Below are 16,005 nucleotides of genomic sequence, written 5' to 3'. Positions count from 1 at the left end.
CCTTATTCAGCTGGCGTGGAGGTGGGAAAACGCCCGCGCCCAAATCGGCCAAGGCGGCTCGCAACTCTGGTTAACGCCCATCCAAGAACAGGCGTGATTTCCGATGCGAAAGGATGGCGTGTGATCAACACTGCGCCAAGCCAGCTGGCCATGCCTGCAAAGCCGATGGCGATGCCCATCCCCCAATGAACTTCAAACGTGCCCGCAGCCGCGACCATTGCGAGCGGAATGGCCATGGTGAGAAGCGTGACGAAACCACTGCGCAACAGTTCCGCCCCCAGCATGCGGTAGGAGAACGGCACGTGTTTGCGCACATAGACCACGGAAATCACCATCTGGAACGGCGTGCTGATGAACAGACTGAGCGCTACCGCCATCAGGCCGTGATAGGCGGCGACACAGAGAATGACGGTGGTGACCACTCGCGAAATCAGGTTGGACACGAAGGCATCGCGATTGGCTCCCAGCGCCATCAGCAACGGATAGGTCAGGATGATGGGAATCCAGAACACGCTGGCGAGGCACATGATCACGACAATCGGCGTTGCATCATACCAGTCAGGCCCCAGCACAATATGCACCGCCGGATAGGCGAGCAGCGCCAGAAGCATCTGCGCTGGCCAGTAAACCACCGAAATATAGGACAGTGCCCGCACATAAGACTGCGCTATATCCACACCGGCCCGCACCTGCGCGGACAGCATTGGAAAAGCGACGGTGAAGATCGCCGACAGAAACACCCGGTCGGGCAAACCACTCAGCGTATTGGCGCGATTATAGATGCCGACGGATGCAGCAGGCATGAAACGCCCCAGCATAAGCTGCGGAAACGTCTCGCAAATTTTACTTAAGCCTGCGCTGCTGCCCAGATACATGCTGAACTGCCAGGCGGTGCCGATACTGGCAAGCGACGGGCGCAACAGGCGGGCCAATGGATAGAGCGCTGCCGCAAAAGCGGTGGTGACTGCCGCGGCAGCCAGCGAGCCGAAGGCAAAGCACATATGTCCAAAACCCCACCAGGCCATCGCGATCGTGACGGCTGCGCCGCAAACCGAACCGGCCGTGCGAATACGCGCCAGAGCGCCGAAGGCCATATCGCGCCGTAACAGCGCGACAACCGGCAATGAAACGCTTTCGATCACTGCCGCGATGATGGTGATGGTGAGAAAGAGTGAAAGCATGGGGTCGTGATAGGTGACGGCGAAATAGTCGCGCGCCAGAAAGAGCGCCACCGCGAGAAACGCCGTAACGCTCATCAGAAATGTGAATGCCGTCTGGATATCGCGATCCTCGACCTTCTCGATCCGGATCAGGAATTCAGCGCTTGCAAATTCGCGCAGCGAAAACACAATCGCCGCAACGCTGAGGCCAACGACGCCCATGCCTGTCTCGCTCGGCCCCAGAAAACGCGAGACCGCAACGACGGTCAGAAAATTACACAGCAACCCGGCATATTGCTCGAGCGTGGCAATCACGAAGCCTCTGCGATGATTTTTCATGATCCGCTCCGTGCAATGAAGATCACTGGGAGCGCCGACATTTCCGGCAGACATTTTTCCAAGATGCGATACCCCCTCGCAACCGTGCAGGGCGATAAAGTCCGCCCGGCTTCCCGGCGCCTTTCAGAATAGCCTTTCGCCCACGGTGGGAAATGTCACCGTTGGTATTAGCGCCTGACCTGAAAGGGGTATGCCGCTCGCTCTAAAGCCAAGTCGTGGGACCCCATCCGACTGGGTAAAAATTCCAGAGCATGACCAGCAGAATCGCGACGCGGTTTGGTTGGGAAATGCAGCAATGAAATTGAGCGGTAGACTTTGTTTCGCGCCTCGGAGGAGACATGAGCAATCTTTCCTGGATCACGCTTCTGGCCTTCGTCCTCTCGGTCGCCTTTTGCATCGGCTTCCGCGAACTGGCCCGCGAATGGTATCTGATCGATATTCCAGACGACCGAAAGCGGCACGACGGCGCAGTGCCGCTATGCGGCGGCATTGCGATTTTTCTTGCCTTCGCCATTGCCGCTTCTATTGTGCAGGGCACATCCGATCAGGCAAATATTCTGCAATTGCTTCCCGGTCTGGCGCTGGTTCTTGTCACAGGTGTTCTGGACGACCGCTTCAACCTGCCGGTGATGCCGCGTCTCAGCGCACAGCTGCTTGCCGCCGCCCTTATCATCGGGATGGCGGGTATCGAGCGGCTCAGTCTCGGGATGAATATCGCTTTGCCTTCCACCGGCCTGACCGCCGAAAGCGGCGCCATCTTTCTGGCTGGTCCGCTCTTCCTGTTGCTGGCGCTGACGTTCATTGTCGGCCTCATCAACGCGGTCAATATGAGTGACGGCGTTGACGGGCTGGCGGGCGCGTCCAGCGCCGCCGCCTTTTTCTGGCTTGCCGTGATTGGCTTCGACTTTGGACAGCATCGGCTCGGCCTTCAGACGCTGGCGCTCGCCGCAGCGTGTCTCGGCTTCCTCGTCTTCAATATGCGCCATCGCTGGCGCATGAAGGCCAGCCTCTTCCTAGGCGATGGTGGGAGCACCCTTCTTGGTGCGGCCCTTGCGGGCACATCCCTCATCCTCGCAAGTGGAGAACCCGCCATCGCCTTCCCTGTCTTGCTGTGGGTTGTCGCCGTTCCCGTCATCGATACGCTGAGCCTCATCATCCGTCGGATGGCCGTGCGACGCAGTCCGTTTTCCGCCGACCGCCAGCATCTGCATCACCTGTTGATGGATGCGGGGCTGAGCTGCGGGCAGACCGCCATGGCTGTGATGGCGCTTAACCTGCTTGCAGGAGCCGTCGCTTATATCGCTATCCGTACCGGAGTGCCCGCATGGATCATGCTGGTTTCGCTTTTGCTGCCAACCGTACTGCACACGCTCTTCGTGCGGCGCATGACCAGAGGCCAGCGCCCTGCTGTTGTCGTTGCCGCGACGATTGCCGAGACCGCCAAGACGGCCAAACCCAATCTCACATTTCCGGAGACCACCACATGACCGTTTCCGCGCTCATCATGACATTCAACGAGGAAATGAACCTCCCTGCCTGTCTTGAATCGCTCGCCTGGTGCGACGATATCGTGGTGCTCGATTCATTCAGCACCGACCGCACGGTGGAAATCGCCAAGGCTGCGGGCGCCCGCGTTTACAGCCACGCTTATGATACGGAAGACCGCCAGCGCATGTATGGGCTGACGGAAATCAAATTCAAGCATGGCTGGGTTTATACCCCCGATGCCGATGAGGTCACCCCGCCGGATTTACGCGACGAGATGCTGGCAATTGCCGCCGACCCGGACCGACCGGAAGTGTTTTTCAAAGCGCGCTACAAGAACATGTTCATGGGCCGCTGGATCCGCCATGCCAGCCTTTATCCGACATGGATAACCCGTCTTGTCAGGCCCGACCGCGTGCGCTTTGAACGCTCGGTGCATTCACGCGCCAGCGGCGGACCGGTCGGTGAATTGCAGGCGCATTTCATCCATTACAGCTTCAACAAGGGGCTGGAAGCCTGGTACGCGAAACACAACCGCTATTCCTCGGTGGAGGCGGACCTTTCGGCCGCACGGCTTCTTGAACGAAGCATTGACTGGGGAGGCATTTTCTCCACCGAACCGGAGAGACGGCGGCGCGCCCTGAAATCGTTGTCCTACAATATGCCTTTCCGTCCGAGCCTGCGTTTTTTCTACATGTATGTGCTGCGGCGCGGCTTTCTCGATGGCAAGCCCGGTTATCTCTATTGCCGCCTTCTCGCAGCCTATGAGTTCATGATCGTCGTGAAGATGGAAGAGCAGCGCAGCCGCCAGAGCGTGCAGCCTGCCCGCACTTCAGCTCAACAGCGACCGCTGGACGCCAAAGAACCGGAGCGACACATGGTATGATGTTGCTCGCCATTCTCCCCTGCGCCGTGTTCTTCGGACTGGCCGCCATGTTCTTCTCCGAACCGTTGCTGGCGCTGCCGGATGACGGCAGCCGGGCCGACGTGATTGTCGTGCCTGGCGGCGACGGTCAACCACGAGCAGAACAGGCGGCACGTTTGTGGAAGCAAGGACGCTCGCCCTATATCCTCGTCACAGGCGATGGCGACTGTCTGTTCAACAAGCAGATCATGGTGCGGGAGGGTGTGCCGCCATCGGCCATTTTCGCGGAATGCTATTCGGGCAGCACCTGGCAGAATGCGCTCTATTCGGCCCCGATGATGCGTGAAATCAACGCGAAGAGCGCACTCATTGTCACCAATTGGTATCATTCGCGCCGCGCGGTCGCGAGCTTTCGCGCCGTTTGTCCGCAGATGCATTTCATGTCCGCGCCTGTCAATGACAGCGACGTCCATATCGGTTTTCCCACCACCCGCACCGATGCGGAGGTGATCGCCAAGGAATATGTCAAGCTTGGCTGGTATTTGCTTTCGGGCCGCATTTTCCCGCAGGACCTGACGGGAAACAGCCCGGCGCTCGCCATGTCAGCCATCTGCCAATCGACGGAGGGCGAGCCGTGAATCTTTCTCTCACCTGGATATTCGTTCTTCTCGTCGCGGCATTTCTGGCGGTCGGCTTTCTCGGACGTCCGGAACGCATGTACCAGTTTCCGTTTCTGGCCGGCGTGATGACATTCGGCTTTATCTTGCCGCAAGTGCCCGCGCTCGTGAACGACCCGTTCCTGCCATCGGGAGCCTATGCGAAAACGATGGTGATGGGGATATTGGCCTTCCTCGCATTGGCGATGGGCTGGCAGATGGGGAACCGGCCTCTCAAATTCCTCACCATGAGCTTCAGCGAAAGACGGCTCTTATGGGCCGCAGCCGGACTGTCGGTTTTCGGCGCATCCTTTTACTTTCTTTTGAGCCGCCTGCCAGGCGAAGTGTCCATCGGCGTGCAGATGACGGGCATGCCGGTGATCTGGCTCTTCTTCGCGCAGCTCATGCCCTACGGTCTCGCCATAGCGCTCCTCTGCTTTGCCCGGCGCAGTTCCTGGCTCGCCTTGGGCATCATCCTGTTCGATCTGGTGTTCTATCTGGACCGCATTGTGGTCACCGGCAAACGCGCTGAGGCCATCCAGCTTTTGTTGATGTTCCTGCTCGCCTTCTGGTTTTACCGGCGCTGGGTGGTGCCGCGCACATTGATGTTCATCGGCATTATTGCGGGCACATTTCTCATGACCAGCATGGGCGATTACCGGCAGGTTACGCGTGCTGCCTCGGGCTTCGTCCTCGACCAGATTCTCGATATCGATTATGCCGCCAATTTCGAAGAAACGCTGGAACGCGGCGGCCCCGAAATGCGCAATGCCGTGTTGCGCATGGATGAGATCGACCGGCGGCTGGAATTCGATTACGGCAAGTTTCATTGGAACCGTGTCGTCTTCACCTATGTGCCAGCACAGTTCGTCGGCAGTCAGATCAAGGACAGCCTTTATCTGTCCACGCCCAAGCCCGACCGCAATTACAACCCGCTGACCGGCACCACTGAAACCGGCCTGATCGATGCCTTTTCATCATTCTGGTATTTCGGCGCGCTGAAATTCCTGCTGCTGGCATGGATCATACGGCGTCTCTGGGAAACGGCCATGGCGGGCGAAATGCTCGGCCAGCTGATCTACATGTTTTCCATTGTGCCTGCCATGCACGCCATTTCTCATCAGACGGATTGGGTGATCACAGTCTGGATCCATATGGCCCTGTTTCTCATTCCGATCCTGTCGCTCTGCGTCATTCGAAACCGCTCCGTCCATTTGCCAGTATCGCCGCCACGCCACACACCAGCGTCCGGCTCCTTACCGCACCTTTCGAGGGGATGACCATTATGACCGCCATGCCCAATTCATCCCGCCCCCGGTCGGCAGCGCCCATTGCCGGACGCAAGAACGCCTCGCGCCCCATGGAAGGTGGAGCGACATTCACCTTGCAGCACCGGCTGCAACGTCTCGGCTGGCAAATGACCTGGCTGGCGCTTGCGGCATGGACACCGTCATTTCTCTGGCGCTGGCGCGGCAGGGTGCTGCGGCTGTTCGGCGCCAAGATCCACAAGACGGCCATTGTACGCGGCAGCGCCCGCATCTGGTGGCCGGGCAATCTCATCATGGGCGCGCATTCCTCGCTTGGTCCCGGTGCGCAGTGCTATAATGTCGCCAATGTCACGCTGGCGCCCTTTGCCATCGTCTCGCAAGGCGCGCATCTCTGCACGGCGGGTCACGATATCGACCGCGCCGATTTTCCGCTCACGGCGTCGCCGATCCATATCGGACCGCATGGCTGGATCGCCGCTGAAGCTTTCGTCGGTCCCGGTGTGACTGTGGGTGAAGGCGCAGTGCTCGGCGCGCGCGGCGTCAGTTTCCGCGATATGGAACCATGGACGGTCTATGCCGGAAACCCGGCAAAACCCGTGCGACAAAGACGAAAAGCTGTTTGATAATGGTGGTTAAACCGGTCCCATCCGACGCTCGCGGATGAGGGCGTAGCTATTACCGCCCATGATCGAGCCTGCCTTGCGCTTTTGATAGGACTGATAGGCATCGATGGTTTGCGCCGCGATACGCGGCCAGGTGTAGTTGTCACGAACCAGCTTGTGGCCCGCCTCACCCATCCAGACGGCCCGCGTGGGATCATCCAGAATCTGCATCAGCCCTGCCGCGACGGCTTCGGCATCCACTGCGCAGACCACGCCCGCTTCCGCTTCGGCGACTTCCGGAAAATGGCAGGCATCGGTGATCACCACCGGCACACTGCAGGCAAGCGCCTCGGTAATGGCCACGCTGAACCCCTCCTGCCGGCTGGGCAGGCAGAAGCAGGCAGCCCGTTTCAGCGCTGCGATCTTGTCCGGCCCATAAAGACCGCCAACCAGATGCACACGCTGTTCCAGCCCATATTGGCGGATCTGTTCGCGAAAATCATGTTCGGCACCGCCATCCGGCCCGGCAACCACGAGATCGACATCCGGCAGGATAGGCGCAACCCGTCGATAGGCATCGGCCAGAATGTCGAGACCCTTCTTGTAATGCAGCCGCGACAGAAACAGAACAAAGCGCCGGTTCGGCAATTTCGCCAGTGTCGCACTGTTTGCTCCGCTGGCGTCACCTTCAACTTCATTGAGAAAAATGCCATTCGGAATGATCAGGCTTGGCGGCTTCAACCCCAGTGGTCGCATCAGCTCGATTTCATCGCGGTTGAGCGCCTGAATGAAGGCCGCGCCATCGAGCATCCGGCGAAATGCCAGAGCGAGCGCCAGCTTTTTCTTCCATGATCGCTGCTGCATGCTCCACACATCCAGCATGCCGCAACAACAGATGCAGTAAGACACACCGAACCGCCGACACAGCATGGAAGCTCGCAGCAGATTGGTTTCCCAAACGCCGTGCAGATGCACAAAGTCCGCCGAGCGGATGAGTTGCGCCATAGCCTTTGCCGCGCGGCTTCCCAACAGCATTTCCCGCAAATCTGGCATGGGCAGCAGCAATGTCTGCACCTTGTCGAAATCCGGTATGGTTTCAGCCGCCTTGGCAGCGCGACGGTTCACGTCTTCGTCGCTATAGCTGACAATCGTCACTGTGTGCCCAAGCGCGGCCTGTGCCGCTGCAAGCCTTACAATGACGGCCTGCGGCCCCCCTTTGGCGGGATCATAGGAACCGATCACGTGAACGATCTTCATGCCGCCAATCTCCGTGTGTGCTGCGAAAGTGCTGCAACAAGGCGCTCGCCATAGCGCGCCACCGTATAATCGGCGGCGCGCTCGCGTGCGCTGTCGCTCATCCGGGCCAGCATGGCCGGATTGCCAGCCAGCTGTTTGAGAATATCCGACGTTTCAGCCACATCGCGTATCGGCACAATGTAGCCATCCACACCATGCCGCACGACGCTGCCGGTATTGTCGGTGCAAATAACCGGCAGGCCTGCGGCCAGCGCTTCGTAGACGGCGGTGGCCGACCCTTCGCAGAGCGACGGCAACAAAAACACATCCGCCCACTCAAATTGCGCTCGCATTTCGCTGCGCGGGATCGGGCCGGTCAACTCCACACTGGCCGACAGGGTTGCAACCGCTTCCGGCTGCACATCAATCGGCCCGACCATGCGAAACAGAGCGATATCCCGCACAGCCTTCGCAACCGCGCCGACATAGGGCGAGCCTTTGCGCAGCCCCACCGCGCCAACCGTCAGCACCCGCAGCGGCCCCGGCAAGCGCGGCGACGGATCAAGCGGAAAGCGTTTGTCCACTCCATAGGGCACCACCACCACCTTATCCGGCTGACATCCGGCCTCGATCACATGGCGCGCCACAAATTCCGACGGACAGACCACAGCGTCGGCAATGGCCCATTCGGCCCTTTCGCGTGCTGCAAAGTCATCGGCATGCACATCATCTGCAACGGACAAATGCCAGCCGGGATTGAGCACTTCCTCTTCGCAGGCCAGCTGATCAACCACCGTGCGCGGCGCGATCATCTGTTCCACGGCGGTCCATAGTCCGGCTTGTCGCGCGGCGGTCAGCTGTTCCAGCGCTTCACCGCTGAAGGCATAGACCCCGCTCGCACCATGGAACCCGCTGCCCGCCACCAACTGTCCGAATCTTTGCCCCGCCCATATGGCATTGGCTGTCGATTTAGGTCCGGTCTGGTTGGCGAGCCTGCGCACAGCGGAATGCAGGCCGAAGCCCGGAAAGGTTGTCATCTGCTCCTGCCGGATGCCTTGTGGCGCACGACCGATCAGCCGCCGCACGGCGGTTGGAAGCATTGTCGGCGGCAGACCGTTCAACAAACGCGGCCAGCCTTGCAGGGCGCATATATCGGTATAGAAATGCGCAAGCCTCTGCCGGTCGGCAAAAATGCGCGGTACGGCATAATGCATACGCGCACCAAGCTGGCTGACGACGACTGAGCCATCCATCATCTAAGCTCTCCCGACTGGAATTTGCGATCCAGAACCGGCATCGCTGCCGGCACGCTTTTCTCTTCCAGCCGAGCGACTGCCGTTTGCCACATGGCTGCACCATATTCACGGGAATAGGCAGTCTCCATCAGATAGCGCGCATTGTTACCCATGGTCATGCGACCAACCGCCGAATGGCGCAGGTGCAGGACCGCCTCGACGAGACGATCCACTTCGCCTGGACGCAGTGCTGCACCACATTCGAAATCGCGAACGATGGAGCCTATCTCACCATCGGGATCGCCAATGAAGATTGTCGGACGGCCCGCTGCCAGAACGCCGTAGAACTTACTCGGCACAATGCAGTGTTCCAGTTCCGGCTTGAGCGAGACCAGATGAACATTGGCGGCGCCGAGGCTTTCGGAGAGTTTTTCGACAGGCTGAAACGGTTTCATCATCACATTGGTCAAGCCGCGCCGTTTGACTTCGCTTTCCACAAAGCCCCGCTGCTGCCCCTCCCCGATCATCAGGAAGACGATGCTTTTCATATGTTTGAGCCGCTCGGCTGCATCGAGAACGGTCTGGAATTCATGCGCCCGCCCGAAATTGCCGGAATAACCGATGACGAATTTGCGCCCCAATCCCCAAGCGCGACGCAGCGGATTTTCTGATGGGGCCACCGGCATGATCTCGTTGCGATCCGCCCAATGATGCACAACGCTCAAATTCTCGCGCGCTATGCCCGTTGAAGAGAGATAGCGCGACATGCGCTCAATCGGGCAGATCGTCAGCGCCGACTGGCGCATGGACCAGTTGCGCAGTGCCAGCGCCAGCCTTGCCGACGCGCTGCCCGGTTTGACCAGCCCAAGTTCCATGGCGGTTTCCGGGAAAAGATCCATCACCCAGTTGACGAGCTTCGCCCGCCGAAGCCGGATCGGCAGCACAGCCGAAACCGACAGCAAGGGCGGGTCGGTGCAAATAACGCAGATATCGTCCTTGCGGGTATGGGTCGCGAACCAGGCCGCAGCGGAAAGATGGAACGTGGCATAGTCGACCGCCCGTCCCGTCAGTTTTCCGCGGCCGAAGCCGGAGGTCCAGATGCGGTGCACATCGACGCCGTCTATCGTCTCGCGGGCAGGCAAGGTCTCTTTTCGTTTGTCATGAAAACTGCGGCTGGCCAGAACCGCCGTTTCAATACCCTCGCCCACAAGCGTCTGCGCCAGACTGGTGACCATGCGGCTTGTCGCGGACTGGTCCGGATAAAAATAGCGATTGGCAAGCACAACGCGCATAAGCCCCGTCTCCCGTCTTTTCGACCTTCGTGAAACCAGCATCGCAACAGCGTGTCGTTTATCGCAAGAAACCCAAAGGCATGGGCGGCACGCCAAGCGGGCGAAGTGCCTACCTCTTTGGGTGCATCAGGACATATCGGACGCCATCGCCGCTTCACCCGAAGAGGGTCCGGCGCGCCTGTCCTTGCCGTTTTGGAGCCGTTCTGCCGCGACACGAAATCGGTAAACATGCTGCCATGGATATTACGGACGGAGGGCAGTCCCTTGAACGATAGCTTGCATGACAATCAGCGTGAGAAAGTCGCACTCATCATCGGCGTCACCGGCCAGGATGGCGCCTATCTGAGTGAACTCCTGCTCAAGAAGGGCTATCGTGTTCACGGTCTGAAGCGGCGCTCGTCCTCGTTCAACACCGGGCGTATCGACCATCTCTATCAAGACCCCCACGATGAAGACGTGCGCTTTCGCCTGCATTTCGGTGATCTGACCGATGCCACCAATCTGTGCCGCGTCATTCAGGAAGTGCGCCCGGACGAGATCTATAATCTCGGGGCGCAAAGCCATGTGCAGGTGAGTTTCGAAACGCCGGAATATACCGCCAATACCGATGCGCTCGGCACGCTCCGGCTGCTGGAATCCATCCGTATTCTGGGCCTCGGCAAAACCAGCCGCTTTTATCAGGCTTCAACTTCGGAGCTTTTCGGCAATTCCTCGCCCAACGCGCAGAACGAGCATACGCCGTTCATGCCGCAGAGCCCTTATGCGACGGCGAAGCTCTATGCCTATTGGACCACTGTGAATTATCGCGAGGCCTATGGTTTCCACGCGTCGAACGGCATCCTGTTCAACCATGAAAGCCCGCTGCGCGGTGAAACTTTCGTCACCCGCAAGATCACCCGCGCGGTTGCGGCCATCGAGCGCGGTTTGCAGGACAAACTGCGCCTTGGCAATCTGAACGCCCGTCGCGACTGGGGCCATGCCCGCGATTATGTGGAGGGTATGTGGCGCATCCTGCAGGAAGAAACGCCGGATGATTATGTGCTCGCCACCGGCGAGACCCATACCGTGCGTGAATTCGTCGAACATGCCTTCAAGGCTGTCGACAAGCAGATCGAATGGAAGGGCGATGGCGTGGAGGAAATCGGCATTGACCGGAAAACCGGCAATTGTCTGATCGAGATTGATCCGCGTTATTTCCGTCCGAATGAGGTGGACTTCCTGTTGGGTGATGCATCGAAAGCCCATAGCCGCCTTGGCTGGCAGCACACGACCGGCTTCGACAGCCTTGTCGCGGAAATGGTGGATTGGGATTTGCGCAATATCATGCGGGAGGCTGGGCGCAATGACTTCTACGGACAATGACGTAACCGCAGAACCGGTCTATTCACTGGCCGGCAAAAAGGTCTTTGTTGCGGGTCACACCGGCATGGTCGGTTCGGCCATCCTGCGCCGTCTGCACGGCACGGATTGCGACATCATCACCGCAGCGCATAGCGCGCTGGACCTGACCCGTCAGGGGCCGACCGAAAACTTCATCACTGGTCGCAAGCCAGACGTTATCATCATCGCGGCGGCCCATGTCGGCGGCATTCTCGCCAATGCGCAGTCACCCGCCGATTTTCTCTATGACAATCTCGCCATCGGTATGAATGTCATTCATGCGGCGCACCAGACCGGCGTGGAACGCCTGCTCTGGCTGGGGTCCAGTTGCATCTATCCGCGCGATGCGGCGCAGCCGCTGACCGAAGACGCCCTCATGACCGGGCCGCTTGAAGCGACCAACGAGGCCTATGCCATCGCCAAGATTGCAGGGCTGAAATATGCCGAATCCTGCGCGCGCCAGTTCGGCGACCGCTTCATGACGGCAATGCCGACCAATCTCTACGGCCCGAACGACAATTTCGATCCGAAGACTTCGCATGTGCTGCCAGCGCTGCTGCGCAGGATCCATGAAGCCAAGATCATGGGCGCCGAGCAGGTGAAATTATGGGGCAGCGGTACACCGCTGCGCGAATTCCTGCATGTCGATGATCTGGCCGATGCCTGCCTGCATCTCTTGCAGTTTCACGATGGGTTCGAACCCGTCAATATTGGCTCCGGCGAGGAAATCTCGATCAGGGATCTGGCGCTGCTGATTGCCCGTGTTGTGGGCTATGAGGGCCGGTTCGAGCACGATCTGAGCAAGCCGGACGGCACGCCCCGCAAGTTTCTCGACACATCTCGCATGGCTGCACTCGGCTGGAAGCCACGCATCAGCCTCGAAGACGGCTTGCGCGCTGTCTATTCCGCCTGGATGGAAGAAAATGCCGAGGCGGTCGCGGCATAGCGACCGCGACCACCCCCTTCACTGATCTTGGGAGCACCAACACCCCTCATGCTGAGGAGGCGCGCAGCGCCGTCTCGAAGCACGAGGGTTCCAGATGTGAACGTCCTTATGACGGCGAAGCGTTGATTTTGCTCATATCGAGTTCGATACGCAAAATATCGCCCGGTTTGATTTCCGTCCGCTCGTTACCGTTAATATCCTGAAACGCACCGTTCACGTTGCGGCTGATCGTGAAGATCAACTTCTTGCGCATATCGGCTGACGAGATATTGCCGGACGACTTGGCGATTTCCGCCATGGTCTGAATCTGCGCGCCGCTGCGTCGTTCCATCCGCGCCAAATTGAGATCGACCTCCTGCAAGCTGGTTGCCGCATCGCTGCGCCGGACTTCTTCCAGATTGGCGATACGCTGCTGCATGGCGAGCTGGTTTTGCCGCGCCCGTGCCAGAAACGACGCCAGCTCCAGCGCATCGCGGCGTGTCGCCGACAGATCGCGCTCCTGATCGCGCAGGTTCGACTTGGCCGCAAGGCCACGATCGACCAGCGACCGGCTGGAATCGACATTTTCCTGCAGCAGCTGAATTTCTGTATCGTGCAGCTTAATGCTTTCCTGGAGGGTGTTGATTTCATCGCCATAGCTCGCGACCTGCGCTTCAAGCGCCTGCCGTTCGGCTTTCATATTGTTGCGACGCACATCGAACAGAGTGCGCTCACCCTCCAGCATATGCTGAACCAGCCCCTGATCGTCTTTTGATACATTTGCTTGCTGCGAAGGCGTGTATTCGAAATCGGTTCCCTGCAATTCCGCAGCCAAGCGCGCCCGACGGATTGTCTGGGCGGAAATCTGCAATTGCAGATCGGAATATTCCTGCTGCGCGGCAATCAACTGCATACCGGCGGTGACTGCAGGTGCTTCGCCCTTGCCTGCACCGCCGCCCAGCGCCATCAGTTCCAATGCAACCATGCCGGGCCGGTATTCGTATTTGCCGGGCGCCTTGATATCGCCCACAACAAAGACCGGCGCATATTGATTGATCGTCGCCGTCACGGTCAGACCCGGAATATGCTGCGACAGGGACGCCGCAATCTTCTCACTGATTTCAGTTGTCGTGAGACCGCGCACGGGAATGCTGCCGACCACCGGATAGCCGATGTTTCCATCCACATCGACCGGGTAAAGTCCCGTCAGCGAAGGCTGCCCATAGACCGTGACCAGCAAGACATCATTGGAACCGATGCGATAAATCTGCCCGTCGGCCAGCGCCATGCTGCCCGCGCTGAAGAACAGCATCGCGGAAAACACCGATGCCTGTAAATGGCGGGCGATACGACGCTTATATGTGATCTCCGGCATTGCCCCCTCCTCAATTAAACCTGTCTCTGGTTTTGATCTGACGCCAGATCCGGCGTTCGGCTGCGGCGCTTGAACAGCCCGGACAGCAGGGCGCGGACCATGGCCAACGTGCTTGTCACCCGCCCGGCATAGATGGTCGGGGCCTGACTGACGACAGCCAGCGCGGGCTTGCGACCAAAAGAGGCAAGCGTCTGCACCAGTGCATTGGTTGCGCCGGAATCGCGCCGGTCATCGCTGACCACAAGAAGCGCCGTATCCGTAGCGCGCGACATCAGAACCGACCGCTTGTCTTCCTTGAAGGGCGGTAAATCCACCAGGATGATCTTGTGATCTGCGCGCAGCTGCGCAATAAGCCCGCTCAGCCAGTCGCCATCCGGGGCTGGGCGGTGCGGTCTGATAATATCGATACCGGAGCCATGGTCGTGGATCAGCGCGGCGCCGCTGAGCTTTTTGGCTGTCGCTGATGGCTGTAGATCGCCGATCGGCAGACCGAAAGCAGCACAAAGGCCGGACTGGCCATTGGTTGCGTCGATCACTGCAATCGATACGCCGCTCGCAGCAAACTGTTGGGCGAGCGCAGTGATCACAAGGCTTTTGCCGTCGGCATCAGAGAGCGAAATCACGGAAAGGGCGAGTGAATCGCGTCCCCGTGTCAAAGCCCGCAAACGATCATGCACCGACTTGATCGCACGGCCGAAAGCGCTGGCCGGGTCCAGCCCGCCATTGATCAGCAGCGGTACGGTCAGGCGCGGCGTATTGGGTAGCAAGGTCGCCGCCGGAATACCCGGCAAGGCGAGCGAGGAGGTCTGGGCCGGTCTGATCCGGTCGAAGGTTTCCTTCAGCATCGTACCCGCAACAGCGAAAAGCCCACCCAGACCAATGCCCAGCAGCAGCCAGTTCATCAGTTTCGGGCTTGCCTTGGCCATGGCCGGCTCGGCGCTGGAAATAAGCTGCGCTTCTGCCGAGGCGATGCCGTCCTGCTCGATCAGCTGCTTGTAGCGCGTGAGGTAACTTTCATAGACAACGCGGCTGGCATTGGCTTCGCGGTCGAGCTGCGCTGCCGTCACCTGCGCCTGATTGGCGCTGGCAAGGTCCGCTTCGGCGGCCTTCAACGCCTGTTCAAGACTGGATCGCCTTTGCCGGGCGATCTGAATTTCATTGCCAAGGCTTTGTACGATCTGGTCGACCTGGCCGACAATCTGCTGTCGCAGTGCGTCACGCTCTGCCGTCAAAACGGGAATCTCGGCGCTCTTCACGGCGCCGTTCGTCTGCAATTCACCAAGCTGGCGCTCAACACGCGCCTCTTCATTGCGCAATTGCTGAATCGCCGGAGATGCCAGAACTTCGGCTAATGCCGGTGTGTCACTGCCGCCTTTCAACGCCTGCGCAGTCTGCAATCGAGCTTCTGCAGAGGACACGGCCCCGGTGGCCGCGACGATCTCAGTGTTCAAAGCGGCTACACGCTGCGCCTGAAATGTCATCTGCCCCTGATCGCCCGCCAGACCGGATTTCTGCCTGAAATCTTCAGCAGCCCGTTCGGCTGTTTCAAGGTCGTTACGCAGCGTGACGAGCTTTTCACCCAGCCACTCGCTGACGCGCTTAGCCGCCGATTGCTGGACATCCACCTGATGGTCGAGATAAGCGTTCGCGAACGCATTGGCGACCTTCGCCGCATAGACCGGATTGGATGCGCGATAGGATATGAAAATCGTGTAGGAGCGACCGTCATTGGTAACCTGCAACCGCGAAAGCAGAAGATCGATCTGATCGCGCTCACGCGCTGCGGCGTCGCTATTCGGTGCGGCTGCGGGGGGCACCGTGACGCCGTCCGCTTGCAGAATATCGATCACCTTGCGCGCCATCATTCGCGAATTGATGATATCCAGTTCCGAGCGCAAAACCGGGCTGTCCTGCGGCAGCGGCGTGATGGCGCTTTCGCTTGGAAGCGCCTGAATCCGCCGCATATCCAGAACGACCACGGCCTCCGAAACATAGGAGACCGGGGCGTTGAGATAGCCCAGACAACCAACCCCTATGCCCACCAGAACGGGCACGGTCAGCATCAGTTTTCTGCGTTTAACAGTATCCAGAAGGTCGGCAACCGGCTGCCGCGCGCTTCCTGACGAAACGTCGGAGATAATCACAACAGTGCTCCTTCACGGGAAGATCAACTAGGACTTAACGTTG

At 59.4% G+C, this 16,005-nt stretch carries 13 protein-coding genes; 7 read left to right on the top strand and 6 right to left on the bottom strand.

The features are described from left to right. Positions 1-2: 2 nt before the first annotated feature. The gene (locus FHW03_RS05180; RefSeq protein ID WP_182519656.1) at positions 3-1,499 is read right to left on the bottom strand and encodes an oligosaccharide flippase family protein; all 1,497 of its coding nucleotides are present in this window, start codon (positions 1,497-1,499) and stop codon (positions 3-5) included. Between the two features lie 338 nt (positions 1,500-1,837). Here FHW03_RS05180 and FHW03_RS05175 point away from each other — a divergent pair, with 338 nt between their 5' ends. Genes FHW03_RS05175 through FHW03_RS05155 form a run of 5 tightly spaced genes read left to right on the top strand, consistent with a single transcriptional unit; the run spans position 1,838 to position 6,396 of the window. After that, complete coding sequence (locus FHW03_RS05175) at positions 1,838-2,986, top strand: MraY family glycosyltransferase (RefSeq protein ID WP_182519655.1); 1,149 nt, start codon at positions 1,838-1,840, stop codon at positions 2,984-2,986. Then, positions 2,983-3,870, top strand: coding sequence for a glycosyltransferase family 2 protein (locus FHW03_RS05170; protein WP_182519654.1), 888 nt, complete (start codon positions 2,983-2,985; stop codon positions 3,868-3,870). Before FHW03_RS05175 ends, FHW03_RS05170 begins: the two co-directional genes overlap by 4 nt. Then, entirely contained in the window at positions 3,870-4,487 is a 618-nt protein-coding gene (locus FHW03_RS05165) for a YdcF family protein (RefSeq protein ID WP_377514354.1), read from the top strand. Before FHW03_RS05170 ends, FHW03_RS05165 begins: the two co-directional genes overlap by 1 nt. Then, a complete protein-coding gene (locus tag FHW03_RS05160) occupies positions 4,484-5,785 on the top strand; it encodes a hypothetical protein (protein ID WP_182519652.1) in 1,302 nt (433 codons plus the stop codon). The genes FHW03_RS05165 and FHW03_RS05160 overlap by 4 nt, the downstream gene beginning before the upstream one ends. A gap of 14 nt (positions 5,786-5,799) precedes the next feature. Then, positions 5,800-6,396, top strand: coding sequence for a putative colanic acid biosynthesis acetyltransferase (locus FHW03_RS05155; RefSeq protein ID WP_182520056.1), 597 nt, complete (start codon positions 5,800-5,802; stop codon positions 6,394-6,396). 9 nt (positions 6,397-6,405) lie between these two features. Here FHW03_RS05155 and FHW03_RS05150 read toward each other — a convergent pair whose 3' ends face one another. Genes FHW03_RS05150 through FHW03_RS05140 form a run of 3 tightly spaced genes read right to left on the bottom strand, consistent with a single transcriptional unit; the run spans position 6,406 to position 10,138 of the window. After that, complete coding sequence (locus FHW03_RS05150; RefSeq protein WP_182519651.1) at positions 6,406-7,632, bottom strand: glycosyltransferase; 1,227 nt, start codon at positions 7,630-7,632, stop codon at positions 6,406-6,408. Continuing rightward, positions 7,629-8,864 carry a glycosyltransferase family 4 protein gene (locus FHW03_RS05145; protein WP_182520055.1) on the bottom strand — a complete coding sequence of 412 codons (1,236 nt, stop codon included), beginning with the start codon at positions 8,862-8,864 and terminating at the stop codon, positions 7,629-7,631. The genes FHW03_RS05150 and FHW03_RS05145 overlap by 4 nt, the downstream gene beginning before the upstream one ends. Then, complete coding sequence (locus FHW03_RS05140) at positions 8,864-10,138, bottom strand: glycosyltransferase family 4 protein (protein WP_182519650.1); 1,275 nt, start codon at positions 10,136-10,138, stop codon at positions 8,864-8,866. Before FHW03_RS05140 ends, FHW03_RS05145 begins: the two co-directional genes overlap by 1 nt. A 228-nt stretch (positions 10,139-10,366) precedes the next feature. Here FHW03_RS05140 and gmd point away from each other — a divergent pair, with 228 nt between their 5' ends. Together gmd and FHW03_RS05130 are read left to right on the top strand one after the other, a co-directional pair. Then, positions 10,367-11,500: a GDP-mannose 4,6-dehydratase gene (gmd, locus tag FHW03_RS05135; RefSeq protein WP_377514352.1), complete on the top strand. Its 1,134-nt coding sequence runs from the start codon at positions 10,367-10,369 to the stop codon at positions 11,498-11,500. After that, positions 11,481-12,464 (top strand): GDP-L-fucose synthase, encoded by a 984-nt coding sequence (locus FHW03_RS05130; RefSeq protein ID WP_182519649.1) that lies wholly within the window; start codon positions 11,481-11,483, stop codon positions 12,462-12,464. The genes gmd and FHW03_RS05130 overlap by 20 nt, the downstream gene beginning before the upstream one ends. 106 nt (positions 12,465-12,570) lie before the next feature. Here FHW03_RS05130 and FHW03_RS05125 read toward each other — a convergent pair whose 3' ends face one another. Together FHW03_RS05125 and FHW03_RS05120 are read right to left on the bottom strand one after the other, a co-directional pair. Beyond that, positions 12,571-13,818: a polysaccharide biosynthesis/export family protein gene (locus tag FHW03_RS05125; RefSeq protein ID WP_182519648.1), complete on the bottom strand. Its 1,248-nt coding sequence runs from the start codon at positions 13,816-13,818 to the stop codon at positions 12,571-12,573. A gap of 14 nt (positions 13,819-13,832) precedes the next feature. Continuing rightward, positions 13,833-15,962 carry a GumC family protein gene (locus tag FHW03_RS05120; protein WP_377514169.1) on the bottom strand — a complete coding sequence of 710 codons (2,130 nt, stop codon included), beginning with the start codon at positions 15,960-15,962 and terminating at the stop codon, positions 13,833-13,835. Between the last annotated feature and the right edge of the window lie 43 nt (positions 15,963-16,005).

Origin of the sequence: Ochrobactrum sp. RH2CCR150, from assembly GCA_014138095.1 — a bacterium.
GTDB classification, from domain to species: Bacteria; Pseudomonadota; Alphaproteobacteria; order Rhizobiales; family Rhizobiaceae; genus Brucella; species Brucella gambitense.
This window is presented reverse-complemented; position numbering and strand designations above follow the sequence as displayed.